Annotated in this window: 11 protein-coding genes; 6 read left to right on the top strand and 5 right to left on the bottom strand. The window is 37.7% G+C overall.

What is annotated here, in order from left to right; genetic code table 11:
• Positions 1-263 precede the first annotated feature (263 nt).
• The gene (locus FLACOL7796_RS01325; protein ID WP_232067265.1) at positions 264-656 is read left to right on the top strand and encodes a plasmid mobilization protein; all 393 of its coding nucleotides are present in this window, start codon (positions 264-266) and stop codon (positions 654-656) included.
• Positions 641-1,771, top strand: a complete 1,131-nt coding sequence (locus FLACOL7796_RS01320) for a relaxase/mobilization nuclease domain-containing protein (RefSeq protein ID WP_173969028.1) — start codon at positions 641-643, stop codon at positions 1,769-1,771. Before FLACOL7796_RS01325 ends, FLACOL7796_RS01320 begins: the two co-directional genes overlap by 16 nt.
• Positions 1,772-2,149: 378 nt before the next feature.
• On the opposite strand, the gene FLACOL7796_RS01315 is transcribed toward FLACOL7796_RS01320, so the two are convergent.
• The gene (locus FLACOL7796_RS01315) at positions 2,150-2,488 is read right to left on the bottom strand and encodes a hypothetical protein (protein ID WP_173969027.1); all 339 of its coding nucleotides are present in this window, start codon (positions 2,486-2,488) and stop codon (positions 2,150-2,152) included.
• Positions 2,489-3,000: 512 nt separating this feature from the next.
• Here FLACOL7796_RS01315 and FLACOL7796_RS01310 point away from each other — a divergent pair.
• Genes FLACOL7796_RS01310 through FLACOL7796_RS01300 form a run of 3 tightly spaced genes read left to right on the top strand, consistent with a single transcriptional unit; the run spans position 3,001 to position 10,111 of the window.
• Positions 3,001-6,018, top strand: a complete 3,018-nt coding sequence (locus FLACOL7796_RS01310; RefSeq protein WP_173969025.1) for a SusC/RagA family TonB-linked outer membrane protein — start codon at positions 3,001-3,003, stop codon at positions 6,016-6,018.
• A 10-nt stretch (positions 6,019-6,028) separates the two neighbouring features.
• A complete protein-coding gene (locus FLACOL7796_RS01305; protein WP_173969023.1) occupies positions 6,029-7,435 on the top strand; it encodes a RagB/SusD family nutrient uptake outer membrane protein in 1,407 nt (468 codons plus the stop codon).
• 18 nt (positions 7,436-7,453) lie between these two features.
• Positions 7,454-10,111: a S9 family peptidase gene (locus tag FLACOL7796_RS01300; protein ID WP_173969021.1), complete on the top strand. Its 2,658-nt coding sequence runs from the start codon at positions 7,454-7,456 to the stop codon at positions 10,109-10,111.
• Positions 10,112-10,185: 74 nt separating this feature from the next.
• Here FLACOL7796_RS01300 and FLACOL7796_RS01295 read toward each other — a convergent pair whose 3' ends face one another.
• Positions 10,186-11,481, bottom strand: a complete 1,296-nt coding sequence (locus FLACOL7796_RS01295) for a glycosyl hydrolase family 8 (RefSeq protein WP_173969019.1) — start codon at positions 11,479-11,481, stop codon at positions 10,186-10,188.
• Between the two features lie 723 nt (positions 11,482-12,204).
• Between FLACOL7796_RS01295 and FLACOL7796_RS01290 the strand changes: the two genes are divergently transcribed.
• Positions 12,205-13,674, top strand: coding sequence for an MFS transporter (locus FLACOL7796_RS01290; RefSeq protein ID WP_173969017.1), 1,470 nt, complete (start codon positions 12,205-12,207; stop codon positions 13,672-13,674).
• Between the two features lie 162 nt (positions 13,675-13,836).
• On the opposite strand, the gene FLACOL7796_RS01285 is transcribed toward FLACOL7796_RS01290, so the two are convergent.
• The 3 genes from FLACOL7796_RS01285 to FLACOL7796_RS01275 form a co-directional block, all read right to left on the bottom strand.
• Positions 13,837-15,330 (bottom strand): RagB/SusD family nutrient uptake outer membrane protein, encoded by a 1,494-nt coding sequence (locus FLACOL7796_RS01285; protein ID WP_173969016.1) that lies wholly within the window; start codon positions 15,328-15,330, stop codon positions 13,837-13,839.
• 13 nt (positions 15,331-15,343) lie between these two features.
• Positions 15,344-18,352: a SusC/RagA family TonB-linked outer membrane protein gene (locus tag FLACOL7796_RS01280; protein ID WP_173969014.1), complete on the bottom strand. Its 3,009-nt coding sequence runs from the start codon at positions 18,350-18,352 to the stop codon at positions 15,344-15,346.
• A gap of 562 nt (positions 18,353-18,914) precedes the next feature.
• Positions 18,915-23,036, bottom strand: coding sequence for a hybrid sensor histidine kinase/response regulator transcription factor (locus FLACOL7796_RS01275; RefSeq protein WP_173969012.1), 4,122 nt, complete (start codon positions 23,034-23,036; stop codon positions 18,915-18,917).
• Between the last annotated feature and the right edge of the window lie 224 nt (positions 23,037-23,260).

Below are 23,260 nucleotides of genomic sequence, written 5' to 3'. Positions count from 1 at the left end.
CATATTTATTTTTCACTACAAATAGATTCAAGGTTTCTGAATCAATCATCTCGATCCCAATCAAAAAATGATGAGGATTTCATATCTGCATTTTTATTTATAAATTCGTTTTAGTTTTATTTAACCTGAGATCATAACGCTCTTACCAGTGTCAAGTATCTATACATATCCTTCCAACTATTTTTCTATTATATCTCGGAAAAGGGCAACTTGACAACAGACACAATAAAATAAAATTTTGATAATAATGAAAATGAAAGATGATGAGAAAAGAAAAATCAAACAGAAATCGCAATGTAACAGTGCGATTTACAATGCAAGAATACAGTCAACTTAAAGGCAAGTTTACAGTAAGTACATGCCGCGGCTTAAGTGAATTCATTCGAAAACATTTATTTAATAAACCAATTGTAACCACTTACCGAAATCGATCTTTAGATGATTTGATGGAAGAAACAATCGTGTTAAACAATGAATTAAATGCTATTGGAAAAAATATTAATCAAATAGCAAAAAATATCAATACAGCAGACTCCTGCTTTGAAATTAAGCAAGAGCTTTCCATACTCGATCTTGAAAAAAAAATCCTTTTTAGCAAAATAGAAGAGATCAGAAACCACAATCAAAAAATTGCTGAACAATGGTTACAATTATAAAAATGAGCCATTCGATAGCCAGCATTCTGACCTATAATGAAAATAAAGTCAAAACTGGGGCTGGTGAGTGCATTAAGGCGGCTAATTTCCCATTAGAATTAGAAAAACTGACTTTCAAATTAAAAATGAATCGCTTTTTGAATCGCGCAAAACTGAATGAAATTACAAAAAGGAATACCGTCCATATTTCTTTAAACTTTCATCCGTTAGATAACCTCTCTAAAGAAGTCTTAATTGAAGTTGCAGATACTTATATGGAAAAAATAGGCTTTAGCAAACAGCCCTATTTAATATATCAGCATCACGATGCAGGACACCCGCATCTGCACCTTATTACTACTAATATTCAACGGGATGGAAAAAGAATAGATTTACATCTTTTAGCTATAAAAAAATCAGAACCAGCACGAAAAGAAATAGAAAAAGTTTTTAGACTTGTCAGAGCCGAGGGAAGAAAAAATAAAGAAGCATTTTCGTTAGATCCAATACCAACTTCTAAAGTAAGATACGGTAAAATAGCATCGATGAAATCAATTAGTAATGTTCTGAATAGGGTTCTGAATACTTATAAATATTGCAATCTTCAGGAGTTTAATGCAGTACTTAGACAGTATAATGTTATGGCTGACCCTGGAAAGGAGTGTTCTAAAATGTTTACATCAAAAGGATTGCTATATCGAATACTGGATGAAAAAGGAAATACAGTGGGGGTTCCAATCAAGGCGAGTAATTTTTATTTACAGCCAACTTTGAAATTTTTAGAAGAAAAATTCCAAAGCAATACAATTAGACAATCATCAGATATAACATCCCTTAAATTGAGCATTGAGAAAGTACTCTTAAAAACAAAACATGTATCGCTAAGCGATTTTACGATACAATTGGAAAAAGCGGGCATCAATACTATTCTCACAAAAAATAGACACGGTATACTGCAGAGTATTACATATATCGATCATAAAACACATAATGTTTTTAATGAAAATGCTTTAGGTGAAAAATACAGTGTGAAATCAATTGAAGAATATTGCTTATTAAAAACTTTTACTAAAGCAACAATTTATAAACCGGCCCAAAAAACAAAAAAATCTAAAACCTTCCGGTTTCGAAATTAATTGTAGTAAATAATTAAAAAACAAGAGAACTTGAATTTAATAAAGGCATTTAAATTATAATTTCTCCTATCATTTAATTTTTGATAGTATTTCTATATAAACAAGGAAGAAATCCGGCCAGAGCTATACTATTTAATAATTGTATCCCACCTTTCAACATCTGTATAAATACATAATTATTATAATATTTGATCACGTAGATAGTGAGTCTTAACAAAAATATATTCTAAACAACGTCGTGAAAAAATAATAAACCGTTGAAATTTTCTTTAGTATTAGTAGCTTTTAAACAACTCAGGCCCTCTACCTTATAGACTTAGAATAAACATACCTAAAGACAATTTCACCATTATCCAAATAAATTAGGTGTCAATTATTTTATTTTTTGTCTATATATTTGTCAATTATTGATATCCCATATTCTTTTTCGAAGTCAGAAAAGAAAGTTGATAATACTATCTTCTCCTTATTACAAATGCTATTTATTGTTGCAAAAGGAATATTATATCCATCTGTTTTTTGCAGCTTAGTGATTGTTGAAGTAGCTAAATTACATTCTTTAGCATATTGTCTTTTAGTTACTTCTTTGCCATTTTCATCAATCCGATTTACAATCCATCGTTTTGAAATGTAATTGCAGATGTATTTATTAACAAGCATATTCCTTTGTATATCTTCATTTTTAGCACTCATTTCTACAATTATATTTGTTTGCATTAAAACAAATTAAGCTAAAGCTTATAAAAAAAGTGTTCGCGATCACGAACAATTAAATATTTTACTTTATATTTGCATATGATCCCACAAGGATCGTATTTTTGCGACTCTTCAAAAAAATATTGAAGCATTCGCTTTGAATCTCGAACGGAAAACTGGTAATTTTAGCAACGAGATGATAAGTAAGATGCTCACGTCTTTTGGCGTGGGCTCACTTATTGTTGCTTGGTATACCAGTACCTCCGTTCGATAAGATGAGTTCCGCGCCTTTTTATTAGGCCAACAATCCTCTTCTTAAATTCTTAGCGCTTTATTTCTTTATTTACATGATATCGCAATACAATAAAAGTTTAACCTTTTAATGCGTTTACTCATGTAGAAACAAACAACTTCCTTATGACTATTAAGACGTTTACTTAATGCATAAAAAATGGCCCTCTATTTTCGTCGCCAAACAACCATAGAGGACCGTAGCTAATCTAACTATTGTTTAAACTAACCAATCCAATATTATGAATAATTTTTCATTTTACAAGGATGGGAAAGCTTTTTATTGCCTAATTTTTCTGGTTTTCTTCTTGTCTTTTCCCCCTGTATCCGCAAGTTCCATAGAACGGCGCAGCCCTTCTTTTTTTCAACAACATCAAGTTCAGGGCACTATCACCGATGGTGCAAGCCCATTACCGGGCGTCACTATTGCCATTAAGAACAAACTCAAATCCTCAACCATATCAGATTTTACAGGTCAGTATTCCCTTTTGGTCTCCCCTTCAGATACGCTCGTTGTTTCTTTTATGGGTTTTAAAACAGCCCTGGTTCCCGTGAATGGAAGAACAACAGTGAATGTAAAACTTGGTTTTGATACCACTACCCTGCAGGAAGTCCGGGTGAATGCCGGATATTATTCCACCAAACAAAGCGAGCGTACCGGAAGTATTTCTTCCATCACTTCCAAGGATATTGACATACAGCCCGTAACCAATGTGCTCGCTGCCATGCAAGGCAGAATGGCCGGGGTAAGTATCACCCAGACCACAGGGATTCCCGGAGGTAATTTTGAGATCAAAATCCGAGGACAGAACTCCCTGCGCGCCGAAGGCAATGCGCCACTGTATATTATAGACGGGGTGCCTTATGCTTCGGATCCTATTGGTAGCGCGCAGATCTCTACCCTATTTCCCTATGCCACCGGAGCCCTTAACGGTATCAATCCCGAGCAGATCCAAAGTATTGAAGTTCTCAAAGATGCCGATGCCACTTCTATCTACGGCTCACGAGGGGCTAACGGGGTGGTGCTGATCACCACCAAGAAAGGACAAAAAGGTAAAACCAAATTTACCCTAAGCGCTTCGAGCGGCGCGGGCAAGGTGACCCAGTTTGTTAAAATGATGGATACAAATCAATACCTGGCCATGCGCCGGCGTGCCTTTGCCAATGACGGTATTACTGATTATCCGGAGTCGGCCTATGACATTAACGGCACCTGGGACCAGAACCGCAATACCAACTGGCAGAAAGAACTCCTGGGTGGTACTTCTCTTTTTACTGATATGCAGGGTAGCGTATCTGGGGGATCTGCCAATACCAACTTCTATTTAAGTGGCAACTACCACAGCGAGTCTACTGTTTTTCCGGGAGATTTTCTATACAAAAAAGGCGGAGGTCAGTTTAATATGAATCACCAGTCAGAGGATCAGAAATTCAAAATACAGTTCTCTGCCGGCTATACCCTGCAGGACAATGACCAGCCCTCTTTTGATCTCACCACTGAAGCGCGCACTATTGCCCCTAACGCGCCAGAGCTTTACAATCCTGACGGTACCCTGAACTGGGCCAACAGCACCTGGCAGAATCCCCTTCGCAATCTCCCTGCCAAGTTCGAATCCAAAACCCATGATTTTCTGGCCAATACAATGCTCTCCTATGAAGTGCTTCCAGGACTTTTGCTTAAAACCAGCATGGGCTATACCAATCTGCGCCACGGGGAAACACGCCTGAACCCTTCCACTATTTATGATCCGGCCTTTCATGTGGGGAGCTCCTCCTCCAGCCTTATTTTGGGCAGTACCAGCCGTAATTCCTGGATTATCGAGCCTCAGCTCAACTGGGAAAGAGCAATAGGGAATCACAAATTAGGACTATTGCTGGGTGGTACTTTCCAACAGCAGTCCACCGCGCAGCTTGTGGAGTCCGGCACCGGGTTCAGTTCCAACAGCCTTATCTACAACTTAGCGGCAGCCTCCAGAATAAAGATACTCACCGATAATGCCATACTGTACAAATACCAGGCTTTTTTTGGACGACTGAATTACAATTGGAAAGAGCGCTATATCGTAAATCTAACAGCAAGGCGTGATGGCTCAAGCCGTTTTGGCCCCGGGAACCAATTTGCCACTTTTGGCGCTATTGGCGCTGCATGGCTTTTCTCAAAAGAATCTTTTCTTACTGAGTTCTCCTGGCTTTCCTTTGGCAAGCTGCGAGGCAGTTATGGTACCACGGGAAGTGACCAGATTGGGGACTACCAGTTCCTGGATACCTATGCCACTTCGGGAGTATTATATGGCGGGAAAAGTGGCCTGGCGCCCTCGCGACTTTATAATCCCAACTTTGCCTGGGAGACCAATCGAAAACTCGAGCTAGCCCTGGAGACCGGATTTTTGCAGGACAGGATCTTTTTTACAGCAGCCTGGTACCGCAACCGGTCTTCCAATCAACTCGTGGGGATCCCTATGCCCGGCACCACAGGTTTCTCCTCCCTGCAATCCAACCTTGAGGCCACGGTTCAAAACGCCGGGTGGGAATTTACCCTTCGCACTGTGAATCTCAGCAAAGGGGCCTTTGGGTGGACCTCGAGTCTTAACCTTAGTTTTTCGCGCAACAAGCTCCTTCGTTTCCCGGGACTTGAAGGATCAACCTATAGTGAAAAATACCGCCTCAATGCGCCTTTGAATATCACCCTTTTATATGAATATACCGGTATTGATCCCAAAACGGGCCTGTATCAGTTCCGGGATATCAATAACGATGGGAAAATTTCTTTTCCCGATGACAAGCAAATTGTTATGGACCTTAATCCCCAGTACTATGGAGGGTTGCAAAATCAGCTTTCCTACAAGGGATGGAGCCTTGATTTTCTTTTTCAGTTTGTCAAACAAAAAAATGTTAATTACCCAGTGGGGGCTACAGGGGAGATGTACAACCAGCCAGAGGTAACTCAGCACGCCTGGCAACAGCCCGGTGATCTTGGGCCCTATCAGATCCAGACCGCCGGATACAACTTTGATGCCCTTACCGCGGGGAGTCTCTACAGCGAGAGTACCGCCTCTATAAGTGATGCTTCCTTTATCCGGCTTAAGAACATTTCTCTCTGGTATGATCTTCCTTTAAAACAGACCAAGTGCAGGCTGATGATTCAAGGGCAGAACCTTTTGACCTTTACCGGCTACAGAGACGGAGATCCTGAATTTACAAGCTTTGGTTCTCTTCCTCCCCTTAGGGTAATCACCGCAGGGGTTCAATTCACTTTTTAACGCAACTATCATGAAAACAATAACACTTATACCTTTTCACTTGCGAAGTACCAGTCTTGCCATTTTATGTGCAACTGCTACCCTACTGCTTGTATCTTGTGATTCCTTTGTAGAGGTTGATCTTCCAAAATCCCAGCTGACCAATAAAACGGTCTTTGAGAATTACCAGACTGCTGATGCTGCCCTTGCCGATCTTTATGCCAAAATAAGGGATGCAGGACTCCTGACAGGCAACAGTTCGGGACTTTGTAACCAGCTGGGCAATTACACCGATGAACTTACCTATTTTGGAAGTGCTACAGATCCGACCCTTTATTTTTACAACAACTCATTATTAGCCACCAATACAGCCATAGCGCAGCTTTGGAATTTTACCTACAATCAGATTTATGCAGCAAATGCTATACTGGAAGGCAGCAGGAATTCTTCCGGGCTCTCTACAGCCGAAAAAAAGCAACTCGCGGGGGAAGCACTTTTTATTCGGGCATTGCTGCATTTTTATCTGGTAAATCTCTTTGGTGATCTGCCTTATGTGACCACCACCGATTATAAAACCAACAGCTCCATCGGCAAGCTTTCTGTGGAGGATATATACAGACTGGTAGAGACTGATTTGAGCGATGCGGCGCTGTTATTGCCCCCTACGCCTTTAAACGATACCCGGGTGCGTGTCCAGCGAACCGCTGTTTTTGCCCTGCAGGCAAGGGTATACCTGTATGGGGGACGCTGGGCCGAGGCGGCCAATAGCGCCTCTGCGGTACTCAATGAGACAGGCCTGTATAGGCTAGAAGGAATTTATACGGTTTTTTTAAAGGACTCCAAAGAAACCATCTGGCAACTCCAGCCCTCCCCGGCGGGTAAAAATACAGATCAGGCCATCACTTTTATTTTCTTTACCGGGCCTCCTGCTTCGGTATCCTTAAGCCCTGCGCTTATGGATTCCTTCGGGACCGATGATCTTCGCAAAACCCACTGGACAGCACGCGTATCAAAAGGTACTTCTGCATGGTATCATGCCTTTAAATACAAACAAAACAATGCTACTGCTTCCTCTGTAGAGTATTCCATAGTACTGCGCCTGGCCGAGCAATACCTGATCCGCGCAGAGGCCCGGGCCCATCAAGGGGATATTATCGGGAGCAGGGAAGATCTCAACGAAATCCGTCATCGCGCTGGTCTTGCAGATACCTCTGCTCTTAGCTCCGAAGAACTCCTGGAGGCCATCCAGGGGGAAAGAAGATGGGAATTCTTTACCGAATACGGACACCGTTTCTTTGACCTTAAGCGCTCAGGAAACCTGGATAAGGTATTATCAGGTGTAAAATCCGGATGGAACAGCACCGATGTTCTTTTTCCCCTTCCACAGGCCGAACTGAGCCTGAATCCAAAACTGCTGCCCCAAAACAAGGGCTATTAATCCCAGAATTACAATGCCATGAATTATATCACTAAAAAACAGGCCAATTTCTCCATATCACTCTCTTTAATTTTAGCTTTAATTTGTTTTTTTATTTTTATTTTGCCATTAGTAACCTGTCCCTTATGGGGGCAGGTGGTGCAAAAAAAACAGCTCACCCAGGCAGATTATAAGCTCTTTGGAGAATTACAGTTAAACCAGGCAGCGCCCAATGGCCGCTGGGTTAGTTTTAACATGATCTACCCCTCTGGGGAGGATACGCTATTTGTTAAGAATACCTCCAATAAAAAAATCTATAGTTTTCCCGGCGCTTCTAATGGACAGTTCCTCGCAGGGGATCGTTTTGTCTGTGAGAGTCCTAAGGGCCTTCTGCTTTTGAATCTCAATACCCAAAAACAGCAATATATTCCATCGGTTGCCCAATATGCCTATGCGCCTGATTCAGATCAGTTAATCCTTATGATAAAGTCTACGGGATCTCAGGCCGATTTGCTCCTGCTGGATGCTAAGGGTAAAACCACTGAGCAAATAAAAGGCGTGATGAGTTTTTCCATGAGCCCCGATGGCCATAAAGTCCTCTACAGCACCACAGAAGATGGGTATAATTCCCTGGCACTGCTCGAGCTTGCCAAGCAAAATACCCGGCGCTGGATTATCCGCAAAAGCCGCCTTGCCTTTACCACACCAACCTGGCAGAAAAAAACAAAGGCGCTGGCTTTTTTTGCCACTGATCCTCACTTGTCCTGCAAGAGCCTGCTTTTTTACTACAGGCTAGACAAGCACTTGCTCTATGAGATGAACAGCGAGAAAATGAGCGGCTTCCCTGCTGATAAAACACTCAGAAGCGATCAATATCCCATTAGCATTAGTGAGGATCTCAGCAAGGTGTTTTTTGGCATAGGTCCAAAGACAGGAGTCCGGCAAGATCCTGTTTTACCCGATACTGATTCTTCGGTGGAGCTCTGGAATGCCAATGCCAAGTGGATTTATCCCATGGAGCGCAAAAGACCGCCATTGGAGCAGCAGAGCACGCTCGCGGTATGGTTTCCCCTAACAGATCAATTGCTAGAGCTGTCCTCTTCTGAATTGCCCCAGGTAATGCTTGGGGGAAATCAGCAGTATGCAATTCTCTCCAATGCGCAGTGCTATGAGCCTCAATTTGATTTAGAAGGACCGCGGGATTTTTATATCATGGATCTAAACACCGCAAAAAAAGAACTCCTTTTGGAAAAGCAGCCCACTGTTCCCTCCCAGGTATTACCTACACCTTCCCCTAGTGGCCATTACATTACCTACTTTAGAGACAACAATTGGTGGATTTATGATCTGCGCTGCAAAGCGCACATCAATATTAGCGCTAAACTGCCATCAATGGCCAGTATAGCGGAGCCCTATGGAGTGGCCGGCTGGAGCTTACAAGACAAGGAAATTATACTCTATGACCAGTATGATTTATGGCGCATCGCCCCCGATGGGTCAAAAGCTACCCGGATGACCCATGGCCGTGAGCAAAAAATACAATTCAGGATCAATCGATCAGGATTTGAGCAGGATCTTCTAGCCAATTATAACGGATGGACACACACTCTCATCGAGATGGAAAAAGGCCTTTTACTCCAAGCCAAAGGCGATGATGGAAAGACTGGCTATTTCAGATGGAAGGATACTGACTGGGTAATTCCTATAGTGTATAGGGACAGTTATCTTACTAAATTACAGGCTACAGACCATGGAAAAAGCTTTATATACCAGGATCAAAAATTCAATGAATCTCCAAGGGTCGTATCTCTTGAGAACAAAAAGGCCAGAACCGTTTTTCAAAGTAATCCACACCAATCCAAGTACGGTTGGGGGACCAGCGAATTGCTGTTTTATTACAATGAAAAGGGAGAAAAATCAAAGTCCCTGCTGTATTATCCGGCCCATTACAATCCTGAAAAAAAATACCCCATGATTGTGCATATTTATGAGGAGCAGGCAAGTCAGCTCCATAAATTCATCAATCCATCGATGATGGCCGAAGACGGTTACAACCCCACAGTACTTACCAGTCAGGGCTATTTTGTGCTATGTCCCGATATTATCCGAAAAGACCAGCACGAGGGGCAATCCGCCCTGGATTTCACCATGGCTGCCACAAAGGAAGTGATTTCCAGAAATCTGGTCTATACAGATAAAATTGGACTCATGGGACATTCCTTCGGCGGATACCAGACTACTTATATCATTACTCAAACTGGATTGTTTGCCGCTGCAGTAGCGGGATCTGCAGTAACGGATCTTACCAGCTATTATTTCACTGTAAATTGGAAAACAGGTCGTCCCACTATGAATTATTTTCAAAAAGGACAACTCAGGATGATGCAGTCCCCTTATGAAATACCCGAACTCTACAAGGACAATTCTCCCTTGGTGTATGCCGATAGGATTACCACGCCCCTTCTCTCTTTTACAGGTAAAGAGGACAATCATGTGGATTGGCATCAGTCAGTGGAGCTTTACCTGGCCATGCGAAGGCTCGGAAAAAAACACGTCATGCTGCTCTATCCCAAAGAGCCACATTCCTTACTTAATCCCTCCAATCAAAAAGACTTATCCCTTCGGATACAGCAATGGTTTGGCTATTATCTTAAAGGCCAAACACCCGCCCCCTGGATTACAGAGGCAATTAAATAAAAGACAAAAAAAAACAATGCAGTTCTTCTTTAAGAACTGCATTGCCTTTACCTGCCGGGTCCGTGCTGTTCAAGTTAACCTTTTGGGGCTATAATCTGGTAGTTTCCGCTAAGATGCATTAGACTGAAAAGGTACATTAATCCATCATAATAAGGATCAAAGTAACCGTCTTGGTAAGGTTCCAGTTTGGCATTCCAAACCGCGTGAACAAAATCTATACTTGCTTTGTCTTTGTTTACCAATGATGCCGTAGCTGCTGTTGCTACTAACCCAATGGAATGCCTGAGCTTTTTTACCGGACCTGCCTGAAGAATAAATTCAGGTGTAGAACCGTCCAGATTAAACTGATCTTGGTAAGTATCGAGTCCTTTAGATCTAAGGAAATTTTGAAACCGCTTAGCATAATCTTCCTGCCATTCTTTATCTTTTCCGTACCAGGTATAATCCATCGCCACATTCATAGGAACGCGCCACGAATCATATCGAAATCCGGGAGGCAGCCAGGGCGTTGGATGTGGTTCGCCATTAAACTCAGTATAATCTGAAGTCAGACCCGTTACCCGATGACAGGCTTTGTGCAAAAAATTACGCGAAACATCGGCACATTCTTTATAAAACTGTTCATGGCCGTCTTTGGCATATAATGCCCATATTTCGTAAAATGCAGGAACATGATACGACGGATCTGTCCAGTTGTAGCCTGCTGCTTCCGGAACAAAAGAAATCTGTTTGTGTTCTGTATTTATAATGTTATAGATATTGCCCGTACCATCTTTTTTCCACATGGCATCTAATATTCTTCTGGCTTCTTTATAATAATCGATTCCGGTATTATTTCCCCATTTATTAGAAGCAAAAAGCAGACTTGTTATATAGTACAATTCTCCGTCTGAAGCAGAACCTGGAGAGTTTTGTTTTTTGGTCTGAGGATTTACGCTCCAGGCAAAATAATCTTCTCTTGGCCCTTGCTGATGTTGCATGTATTTTACAGACCATCGCCAGAGACGATCAAAAACTTCTTTTTTATCGAGCTGAACGGCCACCATCATTCCGTATGACATTCCCTCAGTCCGGGCATCTTTGTTTTTAACATCCGAAACGTATCCTAGCGAATCGCCTTCCTTAAAATAAACTTTGTCCGGTCCTTCAAAAACATCATAATAGGCTTTGGTTAATTTCTTGTCGATCTCAGTTTGGCTGTAACCTGCTTCTTTAAAAAGATTGCGGTATTGAGCTCTTTTTAGTTCTGATTGATCAGCTTTCTTTTTATTCTGACTTATTGCAAAAACCGGAACAATTAAAACAAAAACTAGTATTAAAAGTCGGATTTTAGTCAGGTATTTACTTGCGAAATTTTTATGTAGAATCATATTTGTCTTTTTATTATTTTACTGTTAATTCAAAAAAATGTGAAGTATAAATTCTTTAAATGGAAAAATTAATCAGGAAGATTTTTTGCCCGATCTTCCTTTTACCTTCTATTGTGCAGATTATTTTTTGAATGCTTTCGCGTTTAGCATAATGCAAGTAATCTACAAAGATTGAATGTTTGTAACTGATGCCTTTTTGGTAACTTTTGGGCATTATAAAAAACTAAATAACTAAAATAACCTAATTCAAAATTTTCGATAGCAGCACTATCCTGAATACTTATAAATATAAGTGTGCTTATTACAAATATAAACAAAACCAGTTATTACGCAATCGGTTGTATGATGTTTTATTTTAAAATATATTCTTCGTTATTACTCCCCCTAAAATCCTTTAATTTAAAGATTAAAAGCATTGGATAAAATGAGTTTAAAAATGCTCCTCACCAAAAAACAAGAAGTCTTTTTTGAATTGATATTTTTAATATTCGAAATGAAAACGGGTATTTATATTGAATAGATTTACTAAAAATCAAGTGATGCTTCAAATATGTTATTATAGGCTTCAAAAATGATACAGTTATTTGGGCTTTCAGGCTATTTTTACATTAGTATTCTTTATACCCGGAATAAAAAAAGAAGTGTTGCTTTTTGGATCAAAACACTTTAAAAAATAATTGACCTGACACGATAAAAGCCCATAAAAAAGCAGCTACTATATTTATGAATAATATATCAAAAAAACTTTCTGTACTAGAAAAAATAGGTTACGGTTTAGGTGATTTTGCAGCGAATTTAATTTTTCAGACGCTGCTTACATTTTTGGCTTTCTTTTATACTGATGTTTATAAAATTCCTGCCGGAACAGCAAGTGTAATTATTTTTACCGGAGGTTTTATTGGCGCTTTTTTTAATATCATTATGGGGGTTATCGCTGATCGTACCAAAACGCGTTGGGGAAAATTCAGGCCGTGGATACTATGGACTTCTTTGCCTTTTGGGATTGCTGCTGTGCTTTCTTTTTTAACTCCTGATTTTGGAATCTCGGGAAAGATAATCTATGCATTACTAACTTATTTTTTTTTAGTGCTGATTTACTCGGCCAATAATTTACCATATGTTGCCCTAAGTGGTGTTTTGACAGGCGATATGAAAGAACGAAACAGTCTTTCCTCCTATCGGTTTGTTGCCGTCATGATTGCCCAATTTATAATTCAGTCCCTTTTGCTTCCTTTTGTTCTGATTTTAGGAAATGGAGATAAAGCAGTTGGCTTTAAAAATACAATGCTTTTATTTGCTGTTGTTGGGGTCGTTTGTTTACTTATTACATTTCTGACCACCAAAGAAAGAATTATCCCTGCAAAGAATCAGGAATCTTCAGTGAAGCAGGATTTTATGGATTTATCTAAAAACGGTCCCTGGCTGGTAATGTTACTGGTTACTATTCTGGTTTTTATTACTTTGTCGCTAAAGGGTGGTATGTATGTTTTTTATTTTAAATATTATCTAGATCCACAGGCACAAATTCTTTTTTTGAATGATATTGGTTTTACATCCTTTATTGAACGCGTGAATCATTCACTCACTGCAATGGGATTTGTAGATTTTCAGTGGCCAATGGATGCGCCTACTTCTGCATTTAGTCTTTTTAATGCGGGCGGGATTCTTTTTATGATCTTCGGGATTATGTTTTCAAAACCTCTTGCTGATTCTTTTGGCAAAAGAAATGTTTACATCACTTTTATATTTTTATCTGCCCTTAGTCTTCTGGCATTTAATTTCTATAGCCGATCTGCCGTAGCTATGGTTTTCCTGACGCAATTATTACACGGATTTATTTACGGCATAACAATTCCCCTATTATGGGCTATGATTGCAGATGTGGCGGATTACAGCGAATGGAAAAACAATCGCCGGGCAACTGCTACTGTTTTTTCGGCCATGATTTTTGGTTTAAAAATAGGAATAAGTATTGGCAGCGCTCTGGGCGCCGCATTTTTATCTAAATATGGTTATGTGGCTGAAGAGGTTAATCAGGTGCCGGCCGCGGTAGAAGGGATTAAACTTTCGGTAAGTATTTATCCGGGTTTTATCTTTATTATCAGTGCTGTCTTATTATGTTTTTATGTAATAGATAAAAAAATGGAAATTCAAATTGAAACGGATTTGGAGGAGAGGAGAAGTAGATTTTAGATTGCAGATTTTAGATTTTAGATTATTGAACATAGATTTTGGATTTAGCTTTCTGAAATTATAATTGACTTGCACTTATACAAAAATAAACAGCGCATTAAAAATGCGCTGTTTACCAAAAATACTAACTTAACTTAATTCAAACTAACATAATTTAATGGTTTAGTAACCAGGATTATTATTACTTGGTTTTATATTAGGATTAGAAGATGTTTCTCTGTTTGGTATTGGCCATAACTCGCTTTTACCAGCCTGAAAACCAGTTCCTGCTAATTCTACACTTGCGTTACCCCATCTGATAATATCATCAAAACGGCTTTGTTCTCCGGCAAATTCTACTTTACGCTCATGAACTATTGCAGCAAAAACTGCATCTTTTGTAGCGGTAATATTAGTGGTTAAACCTGCACGATCTCTCACTTCTTTAATATAGGCAATGGCAGCTGTTTGTGAACCTCCTGCTCTTTGATTTTCACATTCTGCTTTCATAAGCAGTACATCTGCATAACGCATCACCTTGAAGTTAATACTTGAGCGTGTTGCTTCATCTTCTCTTTCGTAATAGTTTTGATATTTTTTCCAGCCCGCTCTTCTAATACCTGCAGAGGTAGTAAAATTACTTGCCAGCATTACCTTGGTTCCTTTCAAATAGGTTGAGCCTGGTACATAAAAAGTATCTCCAAAACGTAAATCTCCTGCTTCATACGAATCTAACAAATCGTCTGACGGATACACATTGTACCAGCTCAGGTTTCCATATTCCTGTCCTCTAAGGGTTGATTCTTCAAAACCAGTTCCCTCGCTATCACCAACAGCCCCCCATTGATCACCTGTTCCATTTTTCTCGTCAAACTCAATCTCAAAAATTGATTCTTTGCCGTGTTCTGTCTCTACCATAAAGTTGTTGTAAAAACTGCCTTTATCCTCAAGACTGAATCCTGTAACATTATTCAATGCAACCAACGCTTCATCGTATTTTTTTTCGTACAACAATACTTTTCCCAGATAGGCATAAGCTGCTTCCCTACTAGCTCTTCCTGGCACTTCTGTTGCTCTTGGCAAAAGATTTTTAGACGCAAATACAAGATCTTCTTCTATCAGGGCATAAACCTCTGCCTTAGGACTTCTGGCATTGCCGATAATGGTCCCTGTTTTGTAAATTGGTAAATCTCCAAATCGTTTCACTAACAAAAAATAATAATAGGCTCTTAAAAAATGAGCTTCTCCTAAATATTTGTTCTTTTTCTCTTGTGAAAAATCCGAACTTGAAAGAGCATTTATTTTCGCCTCATTATCCAGTACAAAATTAGCTCTGGATATCCCTTTATAACAGGATTCCCAATAATACTGAATAATATCATTTCCTGCATTAAAAGAAAAATCCTGAAAAGGTTTTTTGTTTCCTTCTAACTGTGGATTTCCTAAAGCATCCTGAGCCATAAGATCCATAGCAAAAGAAAAATTCCTGCCATAAAGCCCTCTTGTCTGCAGATTGGCATAAGATGCATTTACAGAGGATTGCACTTGGGCTTCATTTATAAAGAAAGTTTCTGGTGCTAAAGTGTTGGGATTAGTTAATTCTAATTCGCCAGAATCACATGAAGTTATAGTTAAAACTCCTGTCAGAACTATAAGTATATATTTTATTTTTCTCATTTTCTTTTATATATTAAAATGTAACATCAAGTCCAAAAATCACAGATTTTGGCTGTGGATATCTTCCTAAATCAATACCTGCAGAATTTGCATTGGCGTCTGCACGTGCGATCTCAGGGTCTAAACCGCTATACTTTGTAATTGTAATTAAGTTTTGCCCGCTTACATAGAATCTTATTTTTGAAAAATAAGCCTTAAATGCATCTCCGGAAAATGTGTATCCTAGGGCTATATTTTTTAGTCTTGTATAGGATCCATCTTCAACATAACGCTGATTTGCAGAAGACCAGTTGATATCTGCACCCTGTGCTCTTGGTAAAGTAGCAGATGGATTTGTGACAACGCCATTTACAACAATTGCTCTGTCTAATACATCGGTACTTGCATTAAACAAACGATTCATTCCTTTTAGGTCAAAAGTATTTGCATTGAAAATATCGTTCCCCTGAACTCCGGATATAAAGCAGTTAAAATCGAAATTTTTGTAAGCTGCAGTAAGGTTTAAACCGTAAGTAAAATCCGGATATGGATTCCCGATATTTGTTTTGTCATTTGAATTGATTATTTTATTACCATCGCGGTCAACAATTTTAATATCTCCTGGTTTGATCGTGGTCTGACCTGATCCGAAAACAGCATCTACTTCTGCCTGATTTTGATAAATTCCATTGGTTTGATATCCATAAAAATAGAATAACGGCTGACCTACTTCTAGTCTGGAAAAGTTCTCTAAACCAGCTCTGGCTGTTGGACCACCCAACACACTAGTTACTCCTGGCGCTAAGCCTGTTACTTCGTTTTTACTTGTTCCTAAATTAGCTACGGCAGACCATGTAAAATCTCCTTTTCTGTCATTATAACCTAAGGATACTTCAAATCCGCTTACTTTCACATCGGCAACATTTTGAATTTGAGTTCCGCCACCGGCAGATCCTACAGAAGCAGCAAGGGGCACTGCAAAAAGAATATCACTACTTTTATTGTTGAAATATTCTAAAGATCCCGTGAATTTATCTTCAAACAAACCAAAATCCAAACCTATATTTCTATCTGTTTTAGACTCCCATTTCAAGTTAGGATTAGAAGCAACTCCCATAGAAACACCTTGTGCATTTCCTCCATTAATTGGATAATTATAAGTAGTAAGTAATGTAGCGGCGTACTGATAGTTCTCTATTCTGTCATTTCCTGTTGTACCGGTACTGGCTCTAAGTTTTAGTGTGCTGAAAATAGAATTTTCCATAAAACTTTCTTTAGCCATGTTCCATCCTAGGGCAACTGAGTAGAAGTTACCCCAGCGGTTATTGGCTCCAAAACGAGATGAAGCGTCTCTACGTCCTGAAACGGCAAGCAGATATTTATCATTATAATCATAATTGATACGGGCGATATAACCAATATTTTTTTCTACATAATTGGCAGAAGTTAAACTACCTTCATTATATCTTAACTGATCAATTTCATCCGAAATACTGTAACGGCTTCCTGCTGCTAAAGTTTGCGATTTTCCATCAATTTTAGTAATAACTCCTAATACTTCAAGATTATGTTTTCCTGCAATAGTAGTTTTATAAGTTAAGCTGTTATCAAAAACAATAGTCTGACCTTGTCCATTGGTTTCATTTGTTGTAGAAAATGCTTGTTTATGATAAGAACCATCCTGAAAACTAGGAACAAAAGTATGATCCTTGCTTGTATAATAATCTAAGGAAACTTGTGATCTGAATTTTAAGCCTTTGAAAATTTCTAATTCAGCGTAGATGTTTCCTATTATCGATAAATTATTGATTTTTTGAGATCCTAAATTAGCTACACGCACAGGATTTTCTGCATCGTTACCATCAATTGCGCTGGGACCTTGATATCCTCCTAAATTATTTGCATTGTAGATAGGAAAATAAGGCGCCATTTTAATAGCGTGCTCGAGTAAGGTTCTACCTCCTGCACTACGCTCGGGATTAATGGTACTGAAAGATACACCGATATTGCTTCCTACTTTAAGTTTTCCAATATCCTGTGTATTATTAGCTCTAAAAGAATAACGTTCAAAACCAGTGTTAATAATAGCACCTTCTTGTTTCATATATTCGGCAGAATAACGACTTGTTGAAGTCTCTGTACCATTTGAAAAACTTAGATTATAATCCTGCATCAAACCAGTTTGAAAAATCTGGTCTTGCCAGTTGGTATTTATATTTCCAAATTCAGCCGCTCTTGCTGTTAAATCACTTCCTAAATCTTTGGCATATTGCAGATATTGCTGTGTATTTAATACATCATATCTTTTTGTAACGGCCTGTCCGCCCACATAAGTACTAAAACTTAGTTGCCCAGGACCTTTTTTACCTTTTTTAGTAGTAACCACAATTACCCCGTTAAAAGCTTTTGAACCATATAAAGCAGTAGTAGAGGCATCCTTTAAAACTGACATACTCTCAATATCATTAGGACTTAAACCCGAGAGGTTACCTGTTAAAACTCCATCAATTACATACAATGGAGCACTGTTTCCCATGGTGGATAAACCACGAATACTAACAGTAGGACTTGAACCCGGCGCACCGTTTACAACAGTAACACCTGCCGCACGTCCTTGCAAAGCAGACTCAGCATTAGTAATAGGCACAGCGGCAATATCTTTTGAACCTACTGTTGAGATTGCTCCGGTAACCTTAGCTCTTTTTTGAGTACCATAAGCTACTACAACTTCGTTTAAGTTTTGTGTGGATAATGCTAATACAACATCAATTGTAGTTCTTGTACCGACAGTTATGGTTTGCGAAATCAAGCCTACATAAGAAAAGGTTATTTTGTCTGTGGCGTTCACTCCTTGTAAAGAGTATTTACCATCAAAATCTGTTGATGCGCTGTTTTTTGAACCTTCTACATTAACACTGGCACCAGGCAAAGGAAATCCTGAAGGATCAGTAATTACCCCCTGTATCGTCTTTGATTGTGCCATCACATTCTGACTGCTAATTATTAGCAATGCGATTATGGCAAATTTTATTTTTAACATCATTTTAATTGGTTTTTTGATTAGTTTAAATAGTTGTTTGGTTGTAAAGTTTTTTATTTATCGTATGGCTTATTTTATCATTTTTAAAGCCGTTTTTTCTTCCTGTAATTTTGTTTAAGAAAAGGTTTCAATAAATAATTTGGTTTTCATTTCATACTGTAATTTTTAAAATTGTTAATACTTGTTTTCTTAGTTATTTAGTTTTCTTACCATTCAAAAATATAAGCTTAGTGTAAAATTTATCTATTAAAAATGATGCAAAATCTATCAATTTTGTAGCATGAAAACTACAGAAATGGCGTAATTGACGGTTTTTAAGTGATTTAGCTCAAAAAATAGAAATGAGATTTTAATAATAATGTCCTTATTTTTTTTAAGTATAAAATAAAAAGCGTATTATTTACAATTATTTGATAATTACTTAAAAAAGATATTTAGTGTTAATTCTTTTATGTTTTAATAAAGAAGCGCTGATATGGTACAAACAAAATCTGAATCGTTCTTCTTATTAGAGCAAAAAAAGACGGTAAAAACCGCCTTATGGATAATAAAAAAAATCAGTAAATTATTTATTGTGTGTAGGCAAATGCCCGTACTTTTCTTTGTAACATTTTGTAAAATAGGAAGGCGAACTAAAACCTACTTTGATACTAATTTCTGTTATATTATCATTGCCGAGTTCTATTAATTCTTTGGCTTTCTCTAAACGAACATTTCGTATAAATTCATTTACTGAAACCCCCGTTAGTGTTTTAATTTTTCTATACAACTGGCTTCTGCTTAAAAATACCTTGGATGCCAAAACCTCAACGCTCAACTCATATTCGCTTATATTTTCATTGATGTAATTCAGTACATTTTTTATAAATTCATTATCCAGTGTGGTGGTTTTTTCTTTTGCTTTTGGAGTAATACCGTTGTAGAATTTATTAAACATAATTTGCCTGCTTTTAAGCAATTGCACTAAACTCGATCTTAAAATATCCATATCAAAGGGTTTGCTCAGGTACATATCGGCGCCCGAATCTATTCCTTCGAGCTTGTCTTTTATTAATGCTTTTGCCGAGAGCATCATCAGCGGAATATGGCTGGTTTTTAAATCTGTTTTAATGTTTTTACATAATTCCAAACCATTCATAACGGGCATAATTACATCTGTCAAAATCAAATCCGGCAATTTTTGCAAAGCTGTTTCTAAACCAATCTGACCATTTTCGGCCGTGAGTACTTTGTATTCTTTTTTAAGTTCATTTTTTAGATAATTTCGAAGTTCGGCATTATCTTCAACAATCAAAATGGTATACACGCGATCTTGTTTTTCCTGATCTTCTGTTAATTGAACATCTTCTTTTTCAATAATTGGCGTAAAACTTATTTTCTTTTCTTTTTTAAATTCCTCCTGCAAAATTTCATTTTCATTAAAAAAATCTTTCCCAAGGGGAAATACCAATTTAAAAGTGGTTCCCTCGCCCAAAACACTTTCTACCTCGATAATGCCTTTGTGCAATTGTACAAATCCGCGAACCACTTCAAGCCCGATCCCCGTACTTCCGTAATACGCTTTATTTAAGTTATTTACCTGATAGAAACGATCAAAAATTCGCTTAATGTCTTTTTTATCTAGTCCCGCGCCGGTATCTTCAACAATAATAGAAAAAGACGCGCTTCTATAATCGGGTTTTATTAATGGGAAGTTCATGAACTCTTCATTATAGACTAATTTCACCTTTATTTTTCCCTTATCGGGAGTCACTTTAAAAGCATTAGAAATTACATTGAAAATAATTTTCTCGAACATTTTAGGATCTACCCAATCTCGCAATGCTTTTTTATCTGATTCAAATTGCAATTCAATGCCCCGGCTCAGGGCTTCTTCCCGAAAATAACTTACAATTTCTTTTGTAAAGGCCACAACTTCCATCTGTTGTACTTTGAGTGGCATTTTATTGAACTGAAGCTGATTAAAATCCATCAGCTCATTGATTAATCTTGAAAGTCGATCAGAACTTTTTTGAATGGTTTGCAGTTTATTCAAAACACCAGTTGAAAGTTCTGCACTATTATTTCTTATAATATCAGCTAAAGGATTTAAAATTAAAGTAAGCGGCGTTCTAAATTCGTGCGAGATATTAGTAAAGAACTGTAATTTTTTATCGTTTAATTTTTCAATCTGAGCTGCTTTTTTCTTTTCAAATTGTATTAATTGTTGCTGTTTGAATCTGTTTTGATAATACTGATTTCCAAAATAAATTCCCGCCAATAATAACAATGAATAGAAAAGATAAGCAAAGGATGTTTTCCACCAGGGCGGCAAAATTTCAATTTTCAATTCTAATGGCTTTTGGCTCCAGACTCCGTTTTTCTCAGATGCTTTTACCTTAAAAACATATTTGCCCGGCGCTAAATTGGTATAGGTTGCAGAGCGTTTGCTGCCCACGTAATTCCATGAATCTTCAAAACCTTCTAAGTAATATGCAAATTCGTTTCGGGCCGGGAAAGAATAATTTATGCCGATAAAATCAATTGTAAATACAGACTGATCATGCCTGAGTATTATTTTTTGGGTTTGCGCTATTACTTTTATTAAGGGTGAGTTTTTTTCAAGCGGCCCTACTGATTTATTAAAAAGCTTGAGATCTGTAAAATAAATGGGAAGCTGTTTGTTACTCCTTACCAAATTGGCAGGATTAAAATAATTTAAACCTTCGTAACCGCCAAAATACAAGATTCCGTTTTCATCTTTTAAAACCGAATTATTATTAAAATCATTGCCCAGCAAACCGTCATAAGTAGAATAATTTACTGTGGTTTTGTTTTTTAAATCCAGACTGCTGATTCCTTTTTTTCCGCTTAACCAAATGTGCCCGTCATTGGATTCTATGATAGAAGATATCGATTTTTCATGAAGTCCGTTAAAATTGATATACCATTTTAAATCATCTGTTTTTTTATTGTAGCTAAATAATCCCGCCCCGTCAGTACCTATCCAAATTTCTTTGTTTTTGCTCTGATATAAAGTATTAATGGTATGTATGCTTTTATGATTTTTGAGCTTTTTAGACATTTTATCGCGCAGAGAAGTCACCGAAAAAGAAACAAAATCCTTGGTACTTACTTTGTATAAACCGGTAGTGGAGCCAATCCAGATAGCATCATCTGTATCGACCATTACTTTTCTGATGTCTAAATTTACCAGTCCATTGGCGTAAAATATTTTCTGATTGCAATGATGAAAACGTCCGTCAGATGGAGTATAATAATGTAATCCTTTTGAAAAAGTTCCAATCCATATTACCCCCCTTGAATCTTCGGTAATGCTCATAATATTATCCGAGGCTAAATCAGGAGTGTTTTTTGTGTTGTAATTAATAAAATTCCGACTTCCTTTTTTCAAAAAAAAGATGCCCTCATTCCAACTCGACAGCCAGATATTTTGGTTTTTATCTATCAGAACTTTTGTAATATTATCATTGGTTAATCCTGAATAAAATCGATCATCTGTTTTGGTAATGTGTTTGAAATTTTTGGTTTCAGGATTGTAAACATCAACCCCTCCGCCTTCCATAGAAATCCATAACTGTCCTTGATGATCTTTGGCAATGCCGGTAACACAATTGGTTTGCAGGGATTGCGGATTTCCGGGCAAACTTTCAATTCCCCGAACTTTGCTGTTAATTCGGTCAAAAACACCTAAACCTTTATTATAATATCCCAGCCAGATTCTATTTTCCTTGTCTAAAAATAAAGACCAGACTGAGTTAGATCCTAAACTGCGATTATTGTATTTGCTGTTGACATATTTTTTTTGAACATTCCCTTGATTATCCACAACGATCAAACCATCATTTTCTGTTGCGCAAAGAATAGTCTCGGTATCAGCAGCCAAAATCGACATGATTCTTTTTTTGGTAATAGGATAAGAAACGGCTTGTTTTTCTTTAGTATATAAATTGGCTTTAACCAATCCTTTGAATCCATTACCAATCCATAAGTTTTGTTTATGGTCAAAAAACATCGATATAATATTGCCCGAAAGTAATGCATTGTCTTTCTCGATGATTACTTTTTTAACCTCATTCTTTACCGGATCAATTACTTTTAAACCGGAATTGGTTCCCAAATAAATGGTTCCTTTTTTATCTTTTACTAAAGAATTAATCAAATAATTTACTGTATTTGGCGTATCGAGTTTTATACTGGTAATTGCTCTGGACTTTACATTGAGTTTGAGCAAACCATTATTAAATGTTCCTAAACAAATGTTTCCGTTCTGGTCTTCAATGATACTTTTTACGGAAATTACGGTTTCTTTTTGGTTTTGTTTGCGAAGATCAATATTTTCAAAAGTATCTAAATTGCGATTGTAAAGACACAATCCTTCATCAGTTCCTACCCATAAACGGTTCTTGCTATCGACATAAATAGTATAAATTAAATTGCTGTTGATCGAATTACTGCGCTTGGAATCCTGCTCATAACTCACATAATTGATTCCGTCGTATTTATACAAACCTCCTCCATTTGTTCCCATCCACATGACCCCAAATTGATCCTGTGCAATGGTATAAATTCCACTTTTTGAAGTTTCACTATCGACCAAACGGAATCTATAATTCTCAAATGTATTTTGAGAAAACAAGCTGTTTACAATAAAAAACAAAATGGCAAAACATTTCTTTGAGGACATTATAAAATGATTGTTAAATTAAAATTCAATGTGTTTTGTCTGGCAAAAAAAACACATTCCTGGGGCTGTTTCTTTTTAAGCTTAAAAGGCCTAATACATTTTTTAGCATCCTAAAAAATGTATTAAAGCCAGTTTCAAATTATATTATACCTCTTTACAGAAGGCTCTTTTTTTAAATTTCGCAAATCCTAAACTCAGACTTTATCTTGTAGGTTTTCTCTTTA

The organism is Flavobacterium bizetiae (genome assembly GCF_902804475.1).
Lineage (GTDB): Bacteria > Bacteroidota > Bacteroidia > Flavobacteriales > Flavobacteriaceae > Flavobacterium > Flavobacterium bizetiae.
The sequence above is the reverse complement of the archived record's forward strand: the minus strand, read 5'-3'. Positions and strand labels throughout refer to the sequence as shown.

What these genes read in the sequence shown, in the direction of transcription:
- FLACOL7796_RS01275 (WP_173969012.1), bottom strand. Translation starts at nt 23,036, where the DNA reads ATGTCCTCAAAGAAATGTTTTGCCATTTTGTTTTTTATTGTAAACAGC.
- FLACOL7796_RS01325 (WP_232067265.1), top strand. Translation starts at nt 264, where the DNA reads ATGAGAAAAGAAAAATCAAACAGAAATCGCAATGTAACAGTGCGATTT.
- FLACOL7796_RS01310 (WP_173969025.1), top strand. Translation starts at nt 3,001, where the DNA reads ATGAATAATTTTTCATTTTACAAGGATGGGAAAGCTTTTTATTGCCTA.
- FLACOL7796_RS01315 (WP_173969027.1), bottom strand. Translation starts at nt 2,488, where the DNA reads ATGCAAACAAATATAATTGTAGAAATGAGTGCTAAAAATGAAGATATA.
- FLACOL7796_RS01320 (WP_173969028.1), top strand. Translation starts at nt 641, where the DNA reads ATGGTTACAATTATAAAAATGAGCCATTCGATAGCCAGCATTCTGACC.
- FLACOL7796_RS01300 (WP_173969021.1), top strand. Translation starts at nt 7,454, where the DNA reads ATGAATTATATCACTAAAAAACAGGCCAATTTCTCCATATCACTCTCT.
- FLACOL7796_RS01280 (WP_173969014.1), bottom strand. Translation starts at nt 18,352, where the DNA reads ATGATGTTAAAAATAAAATTTGCCATAATCGCATTGCTAATAATTAGC.
- FLACOL7796_RS01305 (WP_173969023.1), top strand. Translation starts at nt 6,029, where the DNA reads ATGAAAACAATAACACTTATACCTTTTCACTTGCGAAGTACCAGTCTT.
- FLACOL7796_RS01285 (WP_173969016.1), bottom strand. Translation starts at nt 15,330, where the DNA reads ATGAGAAAAATAAAATATATACTTATAGTTCTGACAGGAGTTTTAACT.
- FLACOL7796_RS01295 (WP_173969019.1), bottom strand. Translation starts at nt 11,481, where the DNA reads ATGATTCTACATAAAAATTTCGCAAGTAAATACCTGACTAAAATCCGA.
- FLACOL7796_RS01290 (WP_173969017.1), top strand. Translation starts at nt 12,205, where the DNA reads ATGAATAATATATCAAAAAAACTTTCTGTACTAGAAAAAATAGGTTAC.